11 protein-coding genes are annotated in these 15,599 nt (G+C 53.7%); 4 read left to right on the forward strand and 7 right to left on the reverse strand.

Features of this window, described 5'->3' with window-relative positions:
- Positions 1 to 36: 36 nt before the first annotated feature.
- The 6 genes from ACK3CJ_RS06750 to ACK3CJ_RS06775 all read right to left on the reverse strand — a co-directional run bounded on the left by ACK3CJ_RS06750 (position 37) and on the right by ACK3CJ_RS06775 (position 5,980).
- Complete coding sequence (locus ACK3CJ_RS06750; protein ID WP_409525684.1) at positions 37 to 1,773, reverse strand: ABC transporter substrate-binding protein; 1,737 nt, start codon at positions 1,771 to 1,773, stop codon at positions 37 to 39.
- A gap of 66 nt (positions 1,774 to 1,839) precedes the next feature.
- Positions 1,840 to 2,112: a DUF2160 domain-containing protein gene (locus ACK3CJ_RS06755; protein ID WP_409525685.1), complete on the reverse strand. Its 273-nt coding sequence runs from the start codon at positions 2,110 to 2,112 to the stop codon at positions 1,840 to 1,842.
- A gap of 13 nt (positions 2,113 to 2,125) precedes the next feature.
- Positions 2,126 to 2,920: a carbohydrate ABC transporter permease gene (locus ACK3CJ_RS06760; RefSeq protein ID WP_409525686.1), complete on the reverse strand. Its 795-nt coding sequence runs from the start codon at positions 2,918 to 2,920 to the stop codon at positions 2,126 to 2,128.
- Between the two features lie 10 nt (positions 2,921 to 2,930).
- Complete coding sequence (locus tag ACK3CJ_RS06765) at positions 2,931 to 3,797, reverse strand: carbohydrate ABC transporter permease (protein WP_409525687.1); 867 nt, start codon at positions 3,795 to 3,797, stop codon at positions 2,931 to 2,933.
- On the reverse strand, positions 3,790 to 4,890 hold the full coding sequence (locus tag ACK3CJ_RS06770) for an ABC transporter ATP-binding protein (RefSeq protein ID WP_409525688.1): 1,101 nt from the start codon (positions 4,888 to 4,890) through the stop codon (positions 3,790 to 3,792). The genes ACK3CJ_RS06765 and ACK3CJ_RS06770 overlap by 8 nt, the downstream gene beginning before the upstream one ends.
- A gap of 1 nt (position 4,891) precedes the next feature.
- A complete protein-coding gene (locus ACK3CJ_RS06775; RefSeq protein ID WP_409525689.1) occupies positions 4,892 to 5,980 on the reverse strand; it encodes an ABC transporter ATP-binding protein in 1,089 nt (362 codons plus the stop codon).
- 387 nt (positions 5,981 to 6,367) lie between these two features.
- On the opposite strand from ACK3CJ_RS06775, the gene ACK3CJ_RS06780 reads away from it, so the two are divergent.
- From ACK3CJ_RS06780 to gpmI, 3 genes are all read left to right on the forward strand, one after another.
- Positions 6,368 to 8,374 carry a sigma-54-dependent Fis family transcriptional regulator gene (locus ACK3CJ_RS06780; protein ID WP_409525690.1) on the forward strand — a complete coding sequence of 669 codons (2,007 nt, stop codon included), beginning with the start codon at positions 6,368 to 6,370 and terminating at the stop codon, positions 8,372 to 8,374.
- Positions 8,375 to 8,472: 98 nt separating this feature from the next.
- Positions 8,473 to 9,246 carry a triose-phosphate isomerase gene (gene tpiA, locus ACK3CJ_RS06785; protein WP_409525691.1) on the forward strand — a complete coding sequence of 258 codons (774 nt, stop codon included), beginning with the start codon at positions 8,473 to 8,475 and terminating at the stop codon, positions 9,244 to 9,246.
- A 25-nt stretch (positions 9,247 to 9,271) separates the two neighbouring features.
- Positions 9,272 to 10,819, forward strand: a complete 1,548-nt coding sequence (gpmI, locus tag ACK3CJ_RS06790) for a 2,3-bisphosphoglycerate-independent phosphoglycerate mutase (RefSeq protein ID WP_409525692.1) — start codon at positions 9,272 to 9,274, stop codon at positions 10,817 to 10,819.
- Positions 10,820 to 10,910: 91 nt separating this feature from the next.
- Here gpmI and ACK3CJ_RS06795 read toward each other — a convergent pair whose 3' ends face one another.
- A complete protein-coding gene (locus ACK3CJ_RS06795) occupies positions 10,911 to 12,590 on the reverse strand; it encodes a methyl-accepting chemotaxis protein (protein WP_409525693.1) in 1,680 nt (559 codons plus the stop codon).
- Between the two features lie 271 nt (positions 12,591 to 12,861).
- On the opposite strand from ACK3CJ_RS06795, the gene acnA reads away from it, so the two are divergent.
- Positions 12,862 to 15,579, forward strand: a complete 2,718-nt coding sequence (acnA, locus tag ACK3CJ_RS06800; RefSeq protein ID WP_409525694.1) for an aconitate hydratase AcnA — start codon at positions 12,862 to 12,864, stop codon at positions 15,577 to 15,579.
- Positions 15,580 to 15,599 lie beyond the last annotated feature (20 nt).

Here is a 15,599-nt window from a genome sequence, read left to right on the forward strand (position 1 = left end):
AGTGTCGGGTCTGAGGATACCCGACACTGCTTTCTCTTAACGTGTACCGGCTGCCATCCAGTCGGCCATCATCTCATCGTAAGGCATGGTACGGCCCTGTTCCTTCTCGTTTTCCAGACGGGCTTTTGGCGCACCTGGCTGGCTGTACCAGTACTCAGGATCGCGTGGCTCGTTAAGTATAGGCGCATACTGGGAGAAGACATTGGCACGAGCCAGACGCATCATGGTGTTATCCATCGCATCGGCCAGGTTATCCAGAGCCTGCTGTGGTGTGATTTCACCGCTGACAGCTGGAGCCAGGTTCTGCCACCACAGTGGAGCCAGGCGTGGGTAGTCAGGTACGTTGGTACCGGTTGGTGTCCACATGCTCTCATTAGAACTACGATAGAACTCAACCAGACCACCCAGCTTTGGCCCCAGTTCTGTCATCTCATCGGAATTGATGTCTGAACGACGGATCGGCGTCAGACCAGCAATGGTTTTTTCCAGAGATGTGGTTTTAGCCACAGTAAACTGTGCCCAGAGCCATGCAGCTGTGCGGCGATCTTCTGGCGTTGAGCTGAAGAAGGTCCAGGAGCCTACGTCCTGATAACCGACTTTCATGCCATCTTCCCAGTAAGGGCCAACGGGTGATGGTGCCATGCGCCATTTTGGATTGCCCTCTTCATCGGTCACGGCCAGACCTGGTCCAGTCATATCCGCTGTAAAGGCTGTGTACCAGAAGATCTGCTGAGCAATATTGCCCTGCGCAGGAACCGGCCCAGCTTCGCCGAAGGTCATACCCTGAGCTTCAGGTGGCGCATAATCACGCAACCATTCGACCATTTTACGCAGTGCGTACTCAGACGCAGGTCCATTGGTGGCACCACCACGTGTCACGCTGGCACCGACTGGGTTGCCGCTTTCATTGACACGGATACCCCAGTCATCGACAGGATTACCGAAAGGCACACCCTTGTCACCCATACCGGCCATGGAGAGCCATGAGTCATGGAAGCGCCATCCCAGAGAGGGGTCACGACGACCATAGTCCATGTGGCCATAGACGCGGGTGCCGTCAATCTCTTTTACGTGCACGCTAAAGAACTCGGCGATATCTTCATAGGCAGACCAGTTGAGCGGCACGCCCAGATCATAGCCATAGATCTCACTGAACTGACTTTTCAGATCGTCGCGATCAAACCAGTCGGCACGGAACCAGTAGAGGTTGGCAAACTGCTGTGCAGGTAACTGATAGATTTTGCCATCAGGGCCGGTGGTGTACTGGAGGCCGATAAAGTCTTCCAGATCCAGAGTCGGCAGGGTGTAGTTGCTCCACTCGTTCTGAATTGCATCAGAGATGGCGATGGTTTTGCCGTAGCGCAGGTGGGTACCGATGGCATCCGAATCGTTGATGAAGGCATCATAGATGTTTCGGTCAGACTGCATCTGTGTCTGCATGGTATCAACAACGTCACCTTCACCGATAATATTGTGAGTGACCTGGATGCCTGTGATTTCAGCAAAAGCCTTGGCCAGTACATTGGCCTCATATTCGTGAGTCGTCAGACCTTCTGCGACAGTACGGATCTCCATACCACGGAAAGGCTCAGCCGCTTTGATAAACCACTCAAGTTCAGCCAGCTGCTCTTCGCGAGACAGCGTGGAGCGCTGAAAGTTTGAGTCCAGCCAGCGTTCAGCTGCATCACGGTACTGATCGGCTTGTACCTGGACGGTTGCCAGCATAATACCGGCTGCCAGTACTGAAAGGCGCATCATCTTATTCTTTTTCATGTCAACCTCTTTCCTATTTTATGTTTGCATCCCTGCACATCAGTGCGGTCCATGGTTTCTTTCGGTTTACCCCCAGCGCATCAGTACGACCATCCAGATCGCTGATATGCCGGTAGCTACCAAAACGTGAAACTCTGTAAATCCGACAAACCCCAGGTGGATATAGGCGCTTGTCAGCAATCCGATAAACAGGCGATCTCCTCGTGTGGTGCTCAGGGGCAGAAATCCCTTGCGCTCGATCGATGGCGAGAAGCGTTGCCAGATCGTCATGCCAGCCAGAATCAGTGCGATTCCAGAGAAAAAGCCTGCAGTGGGTAAGGTCCAAACCATCCAGCTCATTTTCTGTACCTCCTCAGGTGCGGCCCAGGGCAAAGCCCTTGGCAACATGGTTACGGACGAAATAGATCACGAAGATACCGGGTACGATAGTCAGCACACCGGCGGCTGCCAGTACCCCCCAGTCGATACCGGAGGCGCCGACGGTACGGGTCATGATCGCCTGTATGGGCTGCGCATTGGTCGCCGTCAGGGTGCGGGCCAGCAGCAGCTCGATCCAGGAGAACATGAACAGGAAGAAGGCTGTGACACCGATACCTGATCCGATCAGCGGGATGAAGATCTTGGTGAAGAAGCGTGGAAAGCTGTAACCGTCAATATAAGCGGTTTCATCGATCTCTTTTGGTACGCTGCTCATGAAGCCTTCCAGAATCCAGACCGCCAGTGGCACATTGAACAGACAGTGCGCCAGAGCTACACCCAGGTGGGTATCAAACAGACCTACCGATGAGTAGAGCTGGAAGAAGGGCAGTACGAATACAGCTGGTGGTGCCATCTTGTTGCTCAGCAGCCAGAAGAACATGTGCTTGTCGCCCAGGAACTTGTAGCGGCTGAAGGCATAGGCTGCCGGTAGAGCAACACATAGACTGATCACCATGTTCAGTGACACGTAGATCATGGAGTTGATATAACCCTTGTACCAGCTAGGATCAGTCAGGATCTTGTAGTAGTTATCAAACGTGAAGTTCTGCGGCCAGAAAGTCAGGGTGCCGAGAATTTCCTCGTTGGTCTTGAAGGACATGTTCAGCAACCAGTAGATCGGCAGCAGGATGAACAGTATGTATACGATTAAGGCTATGCGTGATTTCATCGGTTCATCCTCACTTTTCTTTCTGCGAGTTCATGATTGCGGTGTAGAACACCCAGCTCACGGCCAGAATGATCAGGAAGTAGATGAGTGAGAACGCAGCAGCCGGTCCCAGATCAAATTGTCCCACCGCCATGGTCGTCAGCCACTGGCTGAGGAAGGTGGTGGAGCTGCCGGGGCCGCCCCCGGTGAGGACAAACGGTTCTGCATAGATCATGAACGAGTCCATAAAGCGCAGCAGCACACCGATGATCAGCACGTTGGTGAGCTTTGGCAGCTGAATGTGACGGAATACCGCCCAGCGGGATGCGCGATCGATACGTGCCGCCTGATAATAGGCCTCGGGTATTGCGCGCAGACCGCTGTAGCAAAGCAGGGCGATCAATGGTGTCCAATGCCAGACATCCATCAGAATAATGGTGCCCCAGGCGTCTGCCGCACTGCGTGAGATATTATAAGAGACACCCATCTCGCGAAGGCTCCAACCCATCAGGCCGATATCACCACGGGTGAAAATCTGCCAGATGGTACCCACCACGTTGAGTGGAATCAGCAGTGGCAGCGACACCAGTACCAGACACAGCGAAGCTGCCCAGCCGCGCTTGGGCATCAGCAAGGCAATACCTATTCCCAGTGGTACCTCAATCAGCAAAATGGTGAAAGAGAAGCCGAACTGCTTGAGCAGTGCACTTTGCAGCGCCGGATCGTTCAGCATCTTGGTGAACCATTCGGTGCCGACAAAGTAGCGGGTGTGCGCGTCAAACACATCCTGAACCGAGTAGTTAACGACCGTCATCAACGGGATGATGGCGGAGAAGGCGACCAGTGCGAATACCGGCAGCACCAGAAACCAGGCTTTGTTATTTTCTGTTTTAATCACCTTCCACCTCCACTAGGAATTCGTTGACATAGACCTTGAGCCACTGCTCAGGAAAGCTGATCCAGGCTTTGGAGGTCGGGATCTTCTGGTCTTCGTGCAAGCGCGCTTTCATCACCGTGTCTTTGAAGCGAAAGGCCATGATGTGATAAGTACCAAGATCTTCGATATCGATCACATCGACCTCGAAAGCCTCGCTGTTCTTGTTGTCCCAGACGTGCACAAACTCAGGACGGATGCCGAGCTTGATATTGTCGGTCCCGATATCATCAATCTGTTGCAGCATCTGCTTCGATGCCGGGAAGTCGATATCATGAAAACGAAAGCTGGTAGCAGTGGTGCTGACTTCAATGAAGTTCATGCCGGGGCTGCCGATGAAGTAGCCGACAAAAGTGTGGCTTGGATTCTCGAACAGCTCATGCGGTGAACCGAACTGCACCACCTGGCCTTCGTACATCACGGCGATCTTGTCGGCAAAAGTGGCTGCCTCAAGCTGATCGTGTGTGACATAGATCATGGTCAGATTGAACTGCTCATGGATCTGTTTCAGTTTGCGTCGCAGCTTCCATTTCAGCTGCGGATCGATCACGGTCAGCGGTTCGTCGAACAGAATCGCCGAAACATCATCTCGCACCAGGCCTCGGCCCATGGACACTTTCTGTTTCTCATCCGCCGTCAGGTTCTTGGCCTTGCGCTTGAGCAGTGGTGTCAGCTCCAGAATGTCGGCCACTTCATGAACCTTGGACTGAATCTTGTGCTCCGGAACTTTCATGTTGCGCAGCGGAAACGCCAGGTTATCGAACACAGTCATGGTGTCGTAAATCACCGGGAACTGGAAAACCTGTGCGATATTGCGCTCTTCCGGTGGCAGTGAGTTGACCTTCACACCATCAAAAAGCACTTCACCATCGGATGGCTCCAGCAGGCCGGAGATAATGTTGAGCAGGGTTGATTTACCGCAACCGGAGGGGCCGAGCAGGGCATAGGCGCCACCCTGTTCCCAGACATGATCCATGCGGCGAATCGCATAATCGCCATTGGATTGCGGGTTGCGCTCGTAGCTGTGAGCGAGTGCGTTGAGTGTTATCTGGGCCATGTCAGACTCCCGTCAGCCGATGAGGTGCGTGAATGATCTGACCGGCCAGATCGAAGGCATAGAGTTTGTGAGTCGGGAAGTAAACGGTGATTTTCTGATCCACCGAGTACTCATGAACACCTGACAGGTGCAGCACCAGATTCATATGATCGTTGCGCACATGCAGAAATGTTTCGGACCCACTGATCTCTGCCAGGTCCACAATAACAGGCAGTTCAAGATCATCATCAGCGTGCGGGACCAGACCGATATGCGAGGGCCGGACGCCGAAGTTATATTGCCCAGGTTCCAACATGCGCAGATCAGCATTGAGCTGAAAGTGCACGGTTTCATCGAAGGTGACTTCACTTTCGGTGACTTTGGCTTTGACGATATTCATCGGTGGCTCGGAGAACATCTCGGCTGTTTCAATGGTGTTCGGACGATGGTAAACCTCGGGCGTCCTGCCATGCTGCAGCAGCCGACCTTCATGAATGACCGCCGTATGACCACCCAGTGCCAGTGCTTCATTCGGCTCGGTAGTGGCATAGACACCGATACAGTTGCGCTGGCGGAACAGCTCGCGCAGTTCAGCGCGCAACTCTTCACGGAGCTTGTAGTCCAGGTTGACCAGTGGCTCGTCGAACAGAATCAGCTCGGCATCCTTGACCAGTGCGCGAGCCATCGCTGTGCGCTGCTGCTGGCCACCCGACAGCTCTGCCGGAAAGCGCTTCAGCAGCGGAGTGATGCGCAGCATGTCGGCTGTCGCGTGCACACGCTCATCGATCACCTTCTTTGGCATTTTGGCCAGCCGCAGAGGTGATGCGATATTTTCGTAGACGGTGAGGTTGGGATAGTTGATGAACTGCTGGTAAACCATCGACAGGTTGCGCTGACGTACTGCTACACCTGTGACATCCACCCCGTTCATCAGGATTCGACCTGTGGTGGGTTTATCAAGACCTGCCATCAAACGCATGATGGTGGTTTTCCCCGCCAGTGTTCTGCCCAGCAGGACGTTGAAGGAGCCGGGTTCCAGCGTCATGTTGACGTCGGTAATCCAGGGCTGGCCATCAACAGATTTGCTGACATTTTCCAGAATCAGAGACATTGTTAACACCCGTTTCTTATTGTTATGCGAAATCTGAGCAAATGATCGAAAACGAACATTTACTGTGTTGGGGTTTTAATATCCAATTTCTGTGCCACAATGCGAAAATTATGATAAAAATAATTTATATGGTTGATTTTAAATAAATTATATAATTACCATTGTAAGGATGAAAAACTGACTGTTAACACTTTTATGTGTTCAGTTATGTTCATTTGTGTTGAGTGTTGAACAATTTTCAACAGTAGGCTGTTTACTTTTTGCTCAGAAAAGAACAGACTTGAATCCTGCCCGATAGTCCGGTCTGCTAGTTCGGCCCGATAGTCCTTATTAGTTATATCTGACCGGTACGGATATTGTTTCGGGAAACATAAGAAGAATCGATTGATGACAGAACAGAATGCCCCCGAGGGAACTCCCACTTCCCACAAAGAGATTATTGAAGCCTCATGGTACCGTTGTGAGTCCTATGGGCTGTCGCATGGCAGCATGCCGGATTTTGGCGATATCAGACAGGGCGATGTTTCATCGCTGATCGAGCAGCATAATGATCTGGTCAGCACCACCGAAAACGAAGTGCTGCCCTACTATGAAAATATTCTTTCCAACTCCTCCTGCCTGATTGTTCTGGCTGATAACCGTGGGCATGTCCTTAACACCTGGGGTGCATCACGCTCGCTGGGAAGAACTGAACACGGTCTGCTGCCTGGGCATGTATGGCGTGAAGAGGGTGTGGGAACCAATGCGATAGGAACGGCGCTGCAATCAGGACAGGCCGTGCAAGTCAGCCGTGATGAACACTTTCTGCGCGCCAACCGCTTTATGGCTGGCTCGGCTTCGCCCATTTATGACACCAGCAAATCACTGATTGGTGTGCTGGATATCTCCACCGATGCCTACTTGCCGCAGGACCATACGCTGGGTCTGGTCAAACTGATGTCCTTGAGTGTCGAGAACCAGCTTATCTATGCCGCCTTTCAGCGTGACCACTACATTCTGACCTTCAATACCAACACGCGCAGCCTCGAAAGCCACTGGTCCGGTTTGATTGTACTGGATGAGAGCGGCACTATCGTATCGGCCAACAGGCGCGCATCCATTATGCTCTCCTGTGATCTGGCATTGATGAATGTTGAAACCCTGTTCGGTTGTCGAATGCAGGATCTTAAACTGCAACCGGCCAGTATTCCGTTGTCGCTGCTGGTACGCGATCGGTACCGGGTCTGGGTACGGGTGCAGACGCCTCTGGTGCCGACCGTCAGTTTGCCGGATTTTCGCTCGCATCCTGAATACAAAGCCCCAGATAAAGAAAGGAGCCAGCCGATAGAGATTCCCGCAGTAGTCGTTAAATCAGTGCCGCCAACAGACTCTGAGCCTGGCCCCAAAACCGGTCTGCCCAGACTGCCTGAAGGTGTGATCCCCTTTGCTGAACTGGAGCATGGCGACAGGCAGATGCAGCAGTTGCTGAAGCAGACTCGCAAAATTATCGAGAAGGATATTCCGATTCTGATTCGCGGTGAAACCGGTGCAGGTAAAGAGGTGCTGGTGCGCTCGCTGCACTACCACAGCCAGCGCTGCCGTGAGAATTTTATTGCGGTTAACTGTGCGTCGATTCCGGTCGATCTGGTGGAGTCGGAGCTATTCGGTTATGAAAAAGGTGCCTTCACCGGCGCACATACCAAGGGTTATATCGGCCTGATTCGCAGGGCCCACAAGGGCACGCTCTTTCTGGATGAGATAGGCGAGATGCCGATGCATGTGCAGTCGCGCTTGCTGCGAGTGTTGCAGGAGAGGGTGGTCACGCCACTGGGTTCGACCGAGAGCTTTGCCGTGGATATCCGTCTGGTCTCAGCAACCAACCGCAATCTCAAACAGGAGATAGAGCGAGGTAACTTCCGGCAGGATCTTTACTACCGTATCGCTGGCTTGAGTGTGGAGCTTCCGGCCCTGCGCGACCGTCAGGACAAGCGCCCACTGATCGATTACATTTTCGAACAGTTGCAACAGGAGTATCAGTCACCGGGTATGGATGCGTCTGTCCGGCAGCAGCTCTATGCACATCACTGGCCGGGCAATATCCGCCAACTGGTCAGTGTGCTGAAGGTCGCGCTGGCGATGTCGGATGACGAAGTGCTGCAACAGGAGCATCTGCCGCTGGATTTCATTGAAGAGTTTGAGGGGCTGGATTTTGAGGGGGCAGGTGATGAGGAATCTGTTTACGCGCAGGAGAGCCCGTCAGAGACAAGACAGGCCTCACAGATTCCAGAAGCGAGTGCCGAGCTTGCTCAACTGATTCCGCAGCTTTACATCAAGTTTGGTGGCAACGTATCGAAAACCGCCCGGGCAGCCGGTGTCAGCCGCAATACGGTTTACAAGTATCTGCCACCTGAATGAGTTCGTATGAGTTCATTTGTATTTTCGTTTATATTCGTTATTGATTGATATTTTTCAATGTGTCATCCTAGCACTCAAAAAGTGCCAGGAGACCCCTCATGCGCAAAAAACTCGTTATTGGTAACTGGAAGATGAATGGTCAGCGTTCCCTCAACTCTGAGCGCGCCTCTCATCTGATTTCACTCACCGCCTCATTGTCCTCTGTCGGCGTTGCCGTCTGCCCACCTTTTCCCTATCTGGCCCAACTGTCGGGTTTGTTGTTCGGTAGTCATGTGCATATCGGTGCGCAGAATCTCTGTGCCTTTTCATCCGGTGCTTACACCGGTGAGGTCAGTGCTCATATGCTGGTGGATTCAGGTTGTCGATATGTTCTGATCGGTCATTCTGAGCGCAGAACGCTGTTTGGCGAGACTGATGTCGATGTGACGCGCAAGGTAGAGCTGGCGCAGCATGCAGGTTTAACGCCTGTGATCTGTGTGGGTGAAACACTGGAGCAAAGAGAGCGGGGCGAAACAGATTCTGTGATCATCGGTCAGTTGCGGGCTGTTACCGAGACTCTGGGTGTGGATGTTCTGAGTAAGGCAGTGATCGCCTATGAGCCTGTCTGGGCGATCGGTACCGGACTGAGTGCATCGCCGGAGCAAGCTCAGGCTGTGCATGAGAAGATTCGCCAGTGGGTGGCTGCTCAGGCGTCTGTACTGGCCGACACGTTGCAGATTCTCTATGGTGGTAGCGTCAATGCGCAGAATGCGCGGTCTATCTTTTCTCAGCCGGATGTCGATGGCGGCCTGATCGGTGGCGCGTCGCTGGATCCGGCCATATTTGCTCAGATCTGCCGGGTGGCTGAAGAGGTCGAAAAAGTCGCCGTGTAAAACACTCATAGACAGGAATGAAAAGATGACAGAACGCAAGCGCACTCATGTACTGATGATCCTGGATGGTTGGGGCATCAATGAGGCGGCAGATGACAACGCCATACATGCCGCCCATACCCCCGTGTGGGACAGGCTGACTCGCACCCACGCCTGGAGCCGCATCCAGACTTCCGGTCTGGCCGTTGGTCTGCCAGAAGGGCAGATGGGCAATTCAGAAGTCGGGCATATGAATATCGGTGCCGGCAGGCCTGTGTATCAGAATTTCACTCGCATCAACAAGGCGATCGAAGAGGGCAGTTTTTTCCATAATCCCGAACTTGAAAGAGTCATGGATCAAGCGCGGGATAGTGGTCGGGCCGTGCATCTGATCGGCCTGCTCTCGACCGGTGGTGTGCACAGTCATCTTGAGCATTTCAAGGCGGCCAGTCGCATGGCTGCTGATAAGGGGATTACAAAACTCTGGATACATGCGTTTCTGGATGGGCGTGATACACCGCCACGCAGCGCGCTGGAACCCTTGCAGGCGTTGGAAAACACACTGCAGGAGATAGGCTGTGGCAGGATCGTCTCGGTAGTGGGGCGCTACTACGCCATGGACAGAGACAACCGCTGGGATAGGGTGGAAAAAGCCTGGCAACTGCTGGTGAAAGGTCAGTCGTCTCATCAGTCAGGCAGTGTGCGTGAGGCGATCGAAGCCGCTTATGCCGAGGGTGTGGATGATGAGTTCTGCCCACCGACCCGTATCAGCGATGATGCTGGCTCGACGGTCTGTATTGAGCCCGAAGATAGCGTTATCTTCATGAATTTTCGCCCCGACAGAGCCAGAGAGTTGACGCGTGCGTTGATTGAGGATGACTTCACGGCGTTTGACAATCAGGGGCATCCTTCTGCTGATCGTCTGGTGACGCTGACGCAGTATGCGGCGGATATCAACGCCAGCTGTGCTTATCCACCCGAGACGCTGCATATGGGTCTGGGTGAATACCTATCCGGTCTTGGCAGGAAGCAACTGAGGCTGGCCGAAACAGAGAAATACGCGCATGTGACCTTCTTCTTCAATGGCGGCAGGGAAGAGGTGTTCAAGGGCGAATCACGTATTCTGGTGCCATCACCACAGGTGGCCACCTACGACCTGCAGCCTGAAATGAGTGCTCCCGAGGTAACGCAACATCTGGTGGAAGCGATCGACAGCGGCGAATATGATCTGATTGTCTGCAACTATGCCAACGGTGATATGGTCGGCCATACCGGTAACTTCGCTGCCGCCGTCAAAGCGGTTGAAGCAGTGGATCGCTGTGTGGGTGAGGTGGTGGATGCGGTGCAGCGCAATCATGCTATCTGTCTGATCACGGCGGATCATGGCAATGTTGAACAGATGCGCGATGATATCAATGATCAGCCGAATACGGCACACACCACTTTTCCGGTACCGCTGTTGCTGGTTGGTCAAGATGTGGACGGTATCGGGCTGGAAGATGGCGCACTGTGCGATCTGGCACCGACTCTGCTGGATCTGATGGCGTTGCCGCAACCAGCAGAGATGACGGGTCGATCACTGCTGCATAGGTAGTGATGATAGTGATGATTGTTGTGATGGTTGTTGTGATAATAGTGAGGTCACTCAGATCATCGCAATCGTCGGACCTCACTTGAAAGGCGGGTCAGTGGCTTCCCTGCAACTCGCCCGCCACGATCTGATCAGTGTCCTGAACATTGGTTTCAAACTGTGCCAGCTCGGTCATCAGGCTTTGAATATTATGACTGATACCTGCGCTGGCGCTGACGGTCTGCTCTGAGTAGCGGGTAGTTTGCCGTGCCAGTTCCGAGATACTGTTTACATGGCGGTCCATATCCTGAGCCACCTGGCTCTGTTCTTCTGCTGCAGTCGCGATCTGAGTGTTCATATCACTGATAACACTTACAGCGCCGACGATCTCATCCAGCGCTTCGCGTGCCTCGTTGGCGACAACAACAGTTTCGCGGGCGCTGGCCTGACTCTTGCCGATTGCATCAACTGCCTGGGTGGACTGAGTTTGCAGGCGATCAATAATCTCCCGAATACTCTCGGTTGACTGCTGAGTCCGCTGCGCCAGAGTTCTGACTTCATCGGCAACCACCGCGAATCCTCGTCCCTGATCGCCGGCTCTGGCGGCTTCTATCGCTGCGTTCAAGGCCAGCAGGTTGGTCTGCTCAGCGATCCCGGTGATTACCTCCAGAATCTTGCTCACCTCCAGGCTATCCTGCGCCAGTTCGCTGATCACATGGCCAGACTGATCAACCTGTTCAGCAACGTTATTAATGCGCTCCACCGTTGTCATGATCTGTTTGTGCCCGAATCCTGCGGCCTCATTGGCACCTTCTGCAGCATCTGCTGCTTGAGCGGCGTTCTGCGACACCTCTTGTATGGTGGCTGCCATCTCAGTGATTGCAGTTGCCACCTGATCAATGGCGGCTTGCTGTGCCAAAGCACCACGGGTCGTATCATCAGCGGATGTAACCACCTGATCGACACCTGTACTGACACGGCTGGAGGTCTGCGTCACCTTGTGCAGCAGCTTGCCGATGCGCAGGATAATACCGTTGTAAGCAATATAGTTCTGGCCTATCTCGTTCTTGTCGTTATCCACCTCAATCGGGCGCGAGAAATTACCGCTGCTGAGAATGCGCAGATGATCGCGCAGGTTTTTCACCTGCCGCATCATCACCGTCAGGCCAAACACGCGACCCATCACCACCAGCAACAACACCACGACGCAGGCAAACATGGCCACCATCTGCTGTTGGCGTGTTTCGCGGTTGGCCTGCTGCTCCATCATGTTCACAGCGGCATGCATCGCCTCCAGCACACGCACGGCACTGCTTTCCAACGCCTGAGCGTTGCTGCTTTCAGGGCTACTCAGAAAAGCGTTGATGTGCTGGCGATAGGTTTCCCATTCACGCCCGACAAGCTCCAACTGTCGTTTTGCATCGCTGGCAGTCACGGCAGTGATATTGCGGCTGTCATCCCCTTGCAGCAATGCTCGGTGGTTCCGCTCAAAGGTACTGATGGTGTTTTCCTGAACACTTTTATCCAGGTTGCCACCGGCGACCAGCAGTGTCTCCTTCGCCAGCTTCTGGCTCAACATGCGTTGTGCACCGGCCACGTTGATATTGGTGGCATCCGCACCGGTGGAAACATAGATCGTAAAGGCGGTCAGTAGTGTGACGGCAAACATCGCGATGTAGGAAAAAAGGAACTGCGAATCCAGTGAGCGCAGCCCAACCATGCTGAGCATAGACTCCAGAATTTTGCCGACGCGAAAGCGCAAACCCTTTTTCTGTACCTGATATTTGAAATCCATATGCCGACCCTCTTTTTAACTCTTGAAAATCGCTTCAAAGCGTTTCACAAAAGATGATCACTGCAGATCTATTCTGTCAGTGAATGTTTCGATTTCCGTGGTGGAAGAATTGATGCGCGACATTCTAGTTGAATTGGAGGGTGTATTTATTGTCTCAAGTCAGGTTCAGGCAGTTTGTGTGTCTGGCTGCTATCTTTACTAAGTCGTTAAACACTTCAACTACTACTTCAATCACTGCTCCATTCACATAAGACCAGACAGGAGGATCGAGATGTCACATCAGACACCAATGGATGACCAACTGCAGGCAGGAAACAGATCCTATCGCTATTTCAGCCTGGCAAAGGCGGCTGCAGAGTATGGTGATATCAGTCGCCTGCCTTTTTCACTCAAGGTTCTGCTGGAGAACCTGTTGCGCAATATTGATGGCACGACCGTCACGCAGCAGGATATTCAGGCGCTGGTCGACTGGCAGAAAAGCGGTCGTTCCGATCATGAGATCGCCTTTCGCCCTGCGAGGGTGCTGATGCAGGACTTCACCGGCGTGCCGGCGGTTGTGGATCTGGCGGCGATGCGTGAGGCAGTGGTCGCGCTGGGCGATAACCCGGATAAGATCAACCCGTTGTCTCCCGTAGATCTGGTGATTGACCATTCCGTTATGGTGGATCATTTTGCGACGGCCGATGCCTTCCGAGAAAACGTAGATATTGAGATGCAGCGCAATGCAGAGCGCTATATCTTCCTGCGCTGGGGGCAGACGGCCTTCAGTAATTTTCGTGTCGTGCCGCCGGGAACCGGTATCTGTCATCAGGTCAACCTTGAATATCTGGGGCAGACTGTCTGGGCGCGTCAGGAGGAGGATGGCTGGCTCGCCTATCCAGACACGCTGGTGGGTACAGACTCACACACCACCATGATCAACGGCCTGGCCGTGCTCGGTTGGGGTGTCGGCGGAATTGAGGCAGAGGCTGCCATGCTCGGGCAGCCGGTATCGATGCTGATTCCGGAAGTGGTGGGTTTCAAGCTGAATGGAAAACTGCCGGAAGGGATCACCGCGACCGATCTGGTATTAACGGTGACACAGATGCTGCGCAGGCATGGTGTGGTTGGTAAGTTTGTCGAGTTCTATGGTGATGGCCTGGCTGACCTGCCACTGGCAGATCGCGCCACGATTGCCAATATGGCACCGGAATATGGCGCGACCTGTGGCTTCTTCCCGGTAGATGATGTCACGCTGGAATATATGCGCCTGACCGGTCGTGATGATGAGGTGGTGGAGCGGGTAGAAGCCTATTGCAAGGCACAGGGCATGTGGCGAGAACCTGGCCATGAGCCGATCTTCACCGAAACGCTGAGCCTGGATATGTCTTCAGTTGAGGCCAGTCTTGCCGGTCCGAAACGGCCACAGGATCGTGTGTCGTTGTCTGAAGTGCAGCGCGCCTTTTATGACTTCATGGATCTCCATGGAGCACCGGTCACGGACAAAGAGGATGCGCGCCTGTTGGATGAAGGTGGTGGCAGGGAGGAGGGGCATGACTCTGATGAGGCGGAACACCTGCCGGATGAGTGGGTGCAGAAGTTGCCCCACGGCGCTGTGGTGATTGCCGCCATCACCTCCTGTACCAATACATCCAACCCCAGTGTGCTGATGGCCGCAGGATTGCTGGCGAAAAATGCGCTGGCCAAAGGGCTGCAGCGCAAGCCTTGGGTAAAAAGCTCTCTCGCGCCGGGTTCCAAAGTGGTCACGGAGTATCTGGAGGCCGCAGGGCTGAATCAGTATCTGGATCAACTGGGCTTCCAACTGGTCGGCTATGGCTGCACCACCTGTATCGGCAACTCAGGCCCCTTGGCCGAGGAGATTGAAAAGGTCATAGATCAGAAGGATCTGGTGGTCGCTTCAGTGTTGTCGGGCAACCGAAATTTCGAAGGACGTGTCCATCCGCTCGTGAAAACCAACTGGCTGGCTTCACCGCCTCTGGTGGTGGCCTATGCATTGGCGGGCACGGTCAGGATCGATCTGACAAGTGAACCTTTAGGGGTTGATAATCAGGGCCAGCCTGTCTATCTGAAAGATATCTGGCCAGATAATGCCGAGATAGCCCGAGCGGTTGAAGAGGTTAAAACCCAGATGTTCCGCAAGGAGTATGCGGAAGTGTTCACCGGAGATGAGCACTGGCAGTCTATCGACGTGCCAAAGCAGAAAACCTACGCCTGGCCGGATTCCACCTATATCCGCCAACCGCCTTTCTTCGAAGGGATGCAGCGCACCCCTGATGCGATAGGTGATGTCGAGAATGCAGCCGTGCTCGCCTTGCTGGGCGATTCAGTCACCACCGACCATATCTCACCCGCGGGTTCAATCAAGACAGATAGCCCGGCTGGGCGATATCTGCAGTCTTTGGGCGTGGCGCCACATGATTTCAACTCCTATGGTTCGCGCCGTGGCAATCATGAGGTGATGATGCGAGGCACCTTTGCCAATATCCGCATCCGAAACGAGATGACGCCGGAAGTGGAGGGCGGCGTAACTCGCCACTATCCTGATGCGGAACAGATGGATATCTACGATGCCGCGATGGCTTATGCGGCCGAATCCGTGCCGCTGGTGCTGATCGCCGGCAAGGAGTATGGCACCGGATCATCACGCGATTGGGCAGCCAAGGGAACACGCCTGCTAGGTGTTCGGGCCGTGATCGCAGAGTCCTACGAGCGCATACACAGATCAAATCTGGTTGGTATGGGTGTGTTGCCCCTGCAGTTCGAGTCAGGTCAGTCCCGCAAAACTTTGCAGCTCAAGGGTGATGAACGGATCAGTATTCAGGGGCTCAATAATCTGCAACCGAAGCAGCAGGTGGAGGTGTTGATACAGCGCGCTGATGGCAGCCAAGAAAGAATCAAGACTCTCTGCCGCATTGATACCGGCAACGAGTTGTCCTATTTCCAGCATGGCGGCATATTACATTTTGTGCTGAGAAACCTGATTGATTGATCTGTGTCTATATATGGACT

This window comes from Nitrincola salilacus (genome assembly GCF_046271865.1).
GTDB classification, from domain to species: Bacteria; Pseudomonadota; Gammaproteobacteria; order Pseudomonadales; family Balneatricaceae; genus Nitrincola; species Nitrincola salilacus.

Excerpts from the sequence above, each read along its gene's own strand:
- ACK3CJ_RS06750 (WP_409525684.1), bottom strand. The coding sequence starts at position 1,773 with ATGAAAAAGAATAAGATGATGCGCCTTTCAGTACTGGCAGCCGGTATT.
- ACK3CJ_RS06755 (WP_409525685.1), bottom strand. The coding sequence starts at position 2,112 with ATGAGCTGGATGGTTTGGACCTTACCCACTGCAGGCTTTTTCTCTGGA.
- ACK3CJ_RS06760 (WP_409525686.1), bottom strand. The coding sequence starts at position 2,920 with ATGAAATCACGCATAGCCTTAATCGTATACATACTGTTCATCCTGCTG.
- ACK3CJ_RS06770 (WP_409525688.1), bottom strand. The coding sequence starts at position 4,890 with ATGGCCCAGATAACACTCAACGCACTCGCTCACAGCTACGAGCGCAAC.
- ACK3CJ_RS06775 (WP_409525689.1), bottom strand. The coding sequence starts at position 5,980 with ATGTCTCTGATTCTGGAAAATGTCAGCAAATCTGTTGATGGCCAGCCC.
- ACK3CJ_RS06780 (WP_409525690.1), top strand. The coding sequence starts at position 6,368 with ATGACAGAACAGAATGCCCCCGAGGGAACTCCCACTTCCCACAAAGAG.
- tpiA (WP_409525691.1), top strand. The coding sequence starts at position 8,473 with ATGCGCAAAAAACTCGTTATTGGTAACTGGAAGATGAATGGTCAGCGT.
- gpmI (WP_409525692.1), top strand. The coding sequence starts at position 9,272 with ATGACAGAACGCAAGCGCACTCATGTACTGATGATCCTGGATGGTTGG.
- ACK3CJ_RS06795 (WP_409525693.1), bottom strand. The coding sequence starts at position 12,590 with ATGGATTTCAAATATCAGGTACAGAAAAAGGGTTTGCGCTTTCGCGTC.
- acnA (WP_409525694.1), top strand. The coding sequence starts at position 12,862 with ATGTCACATCAGACACCAATGGATGACCAACTGCAGGCAGGAAACAGA.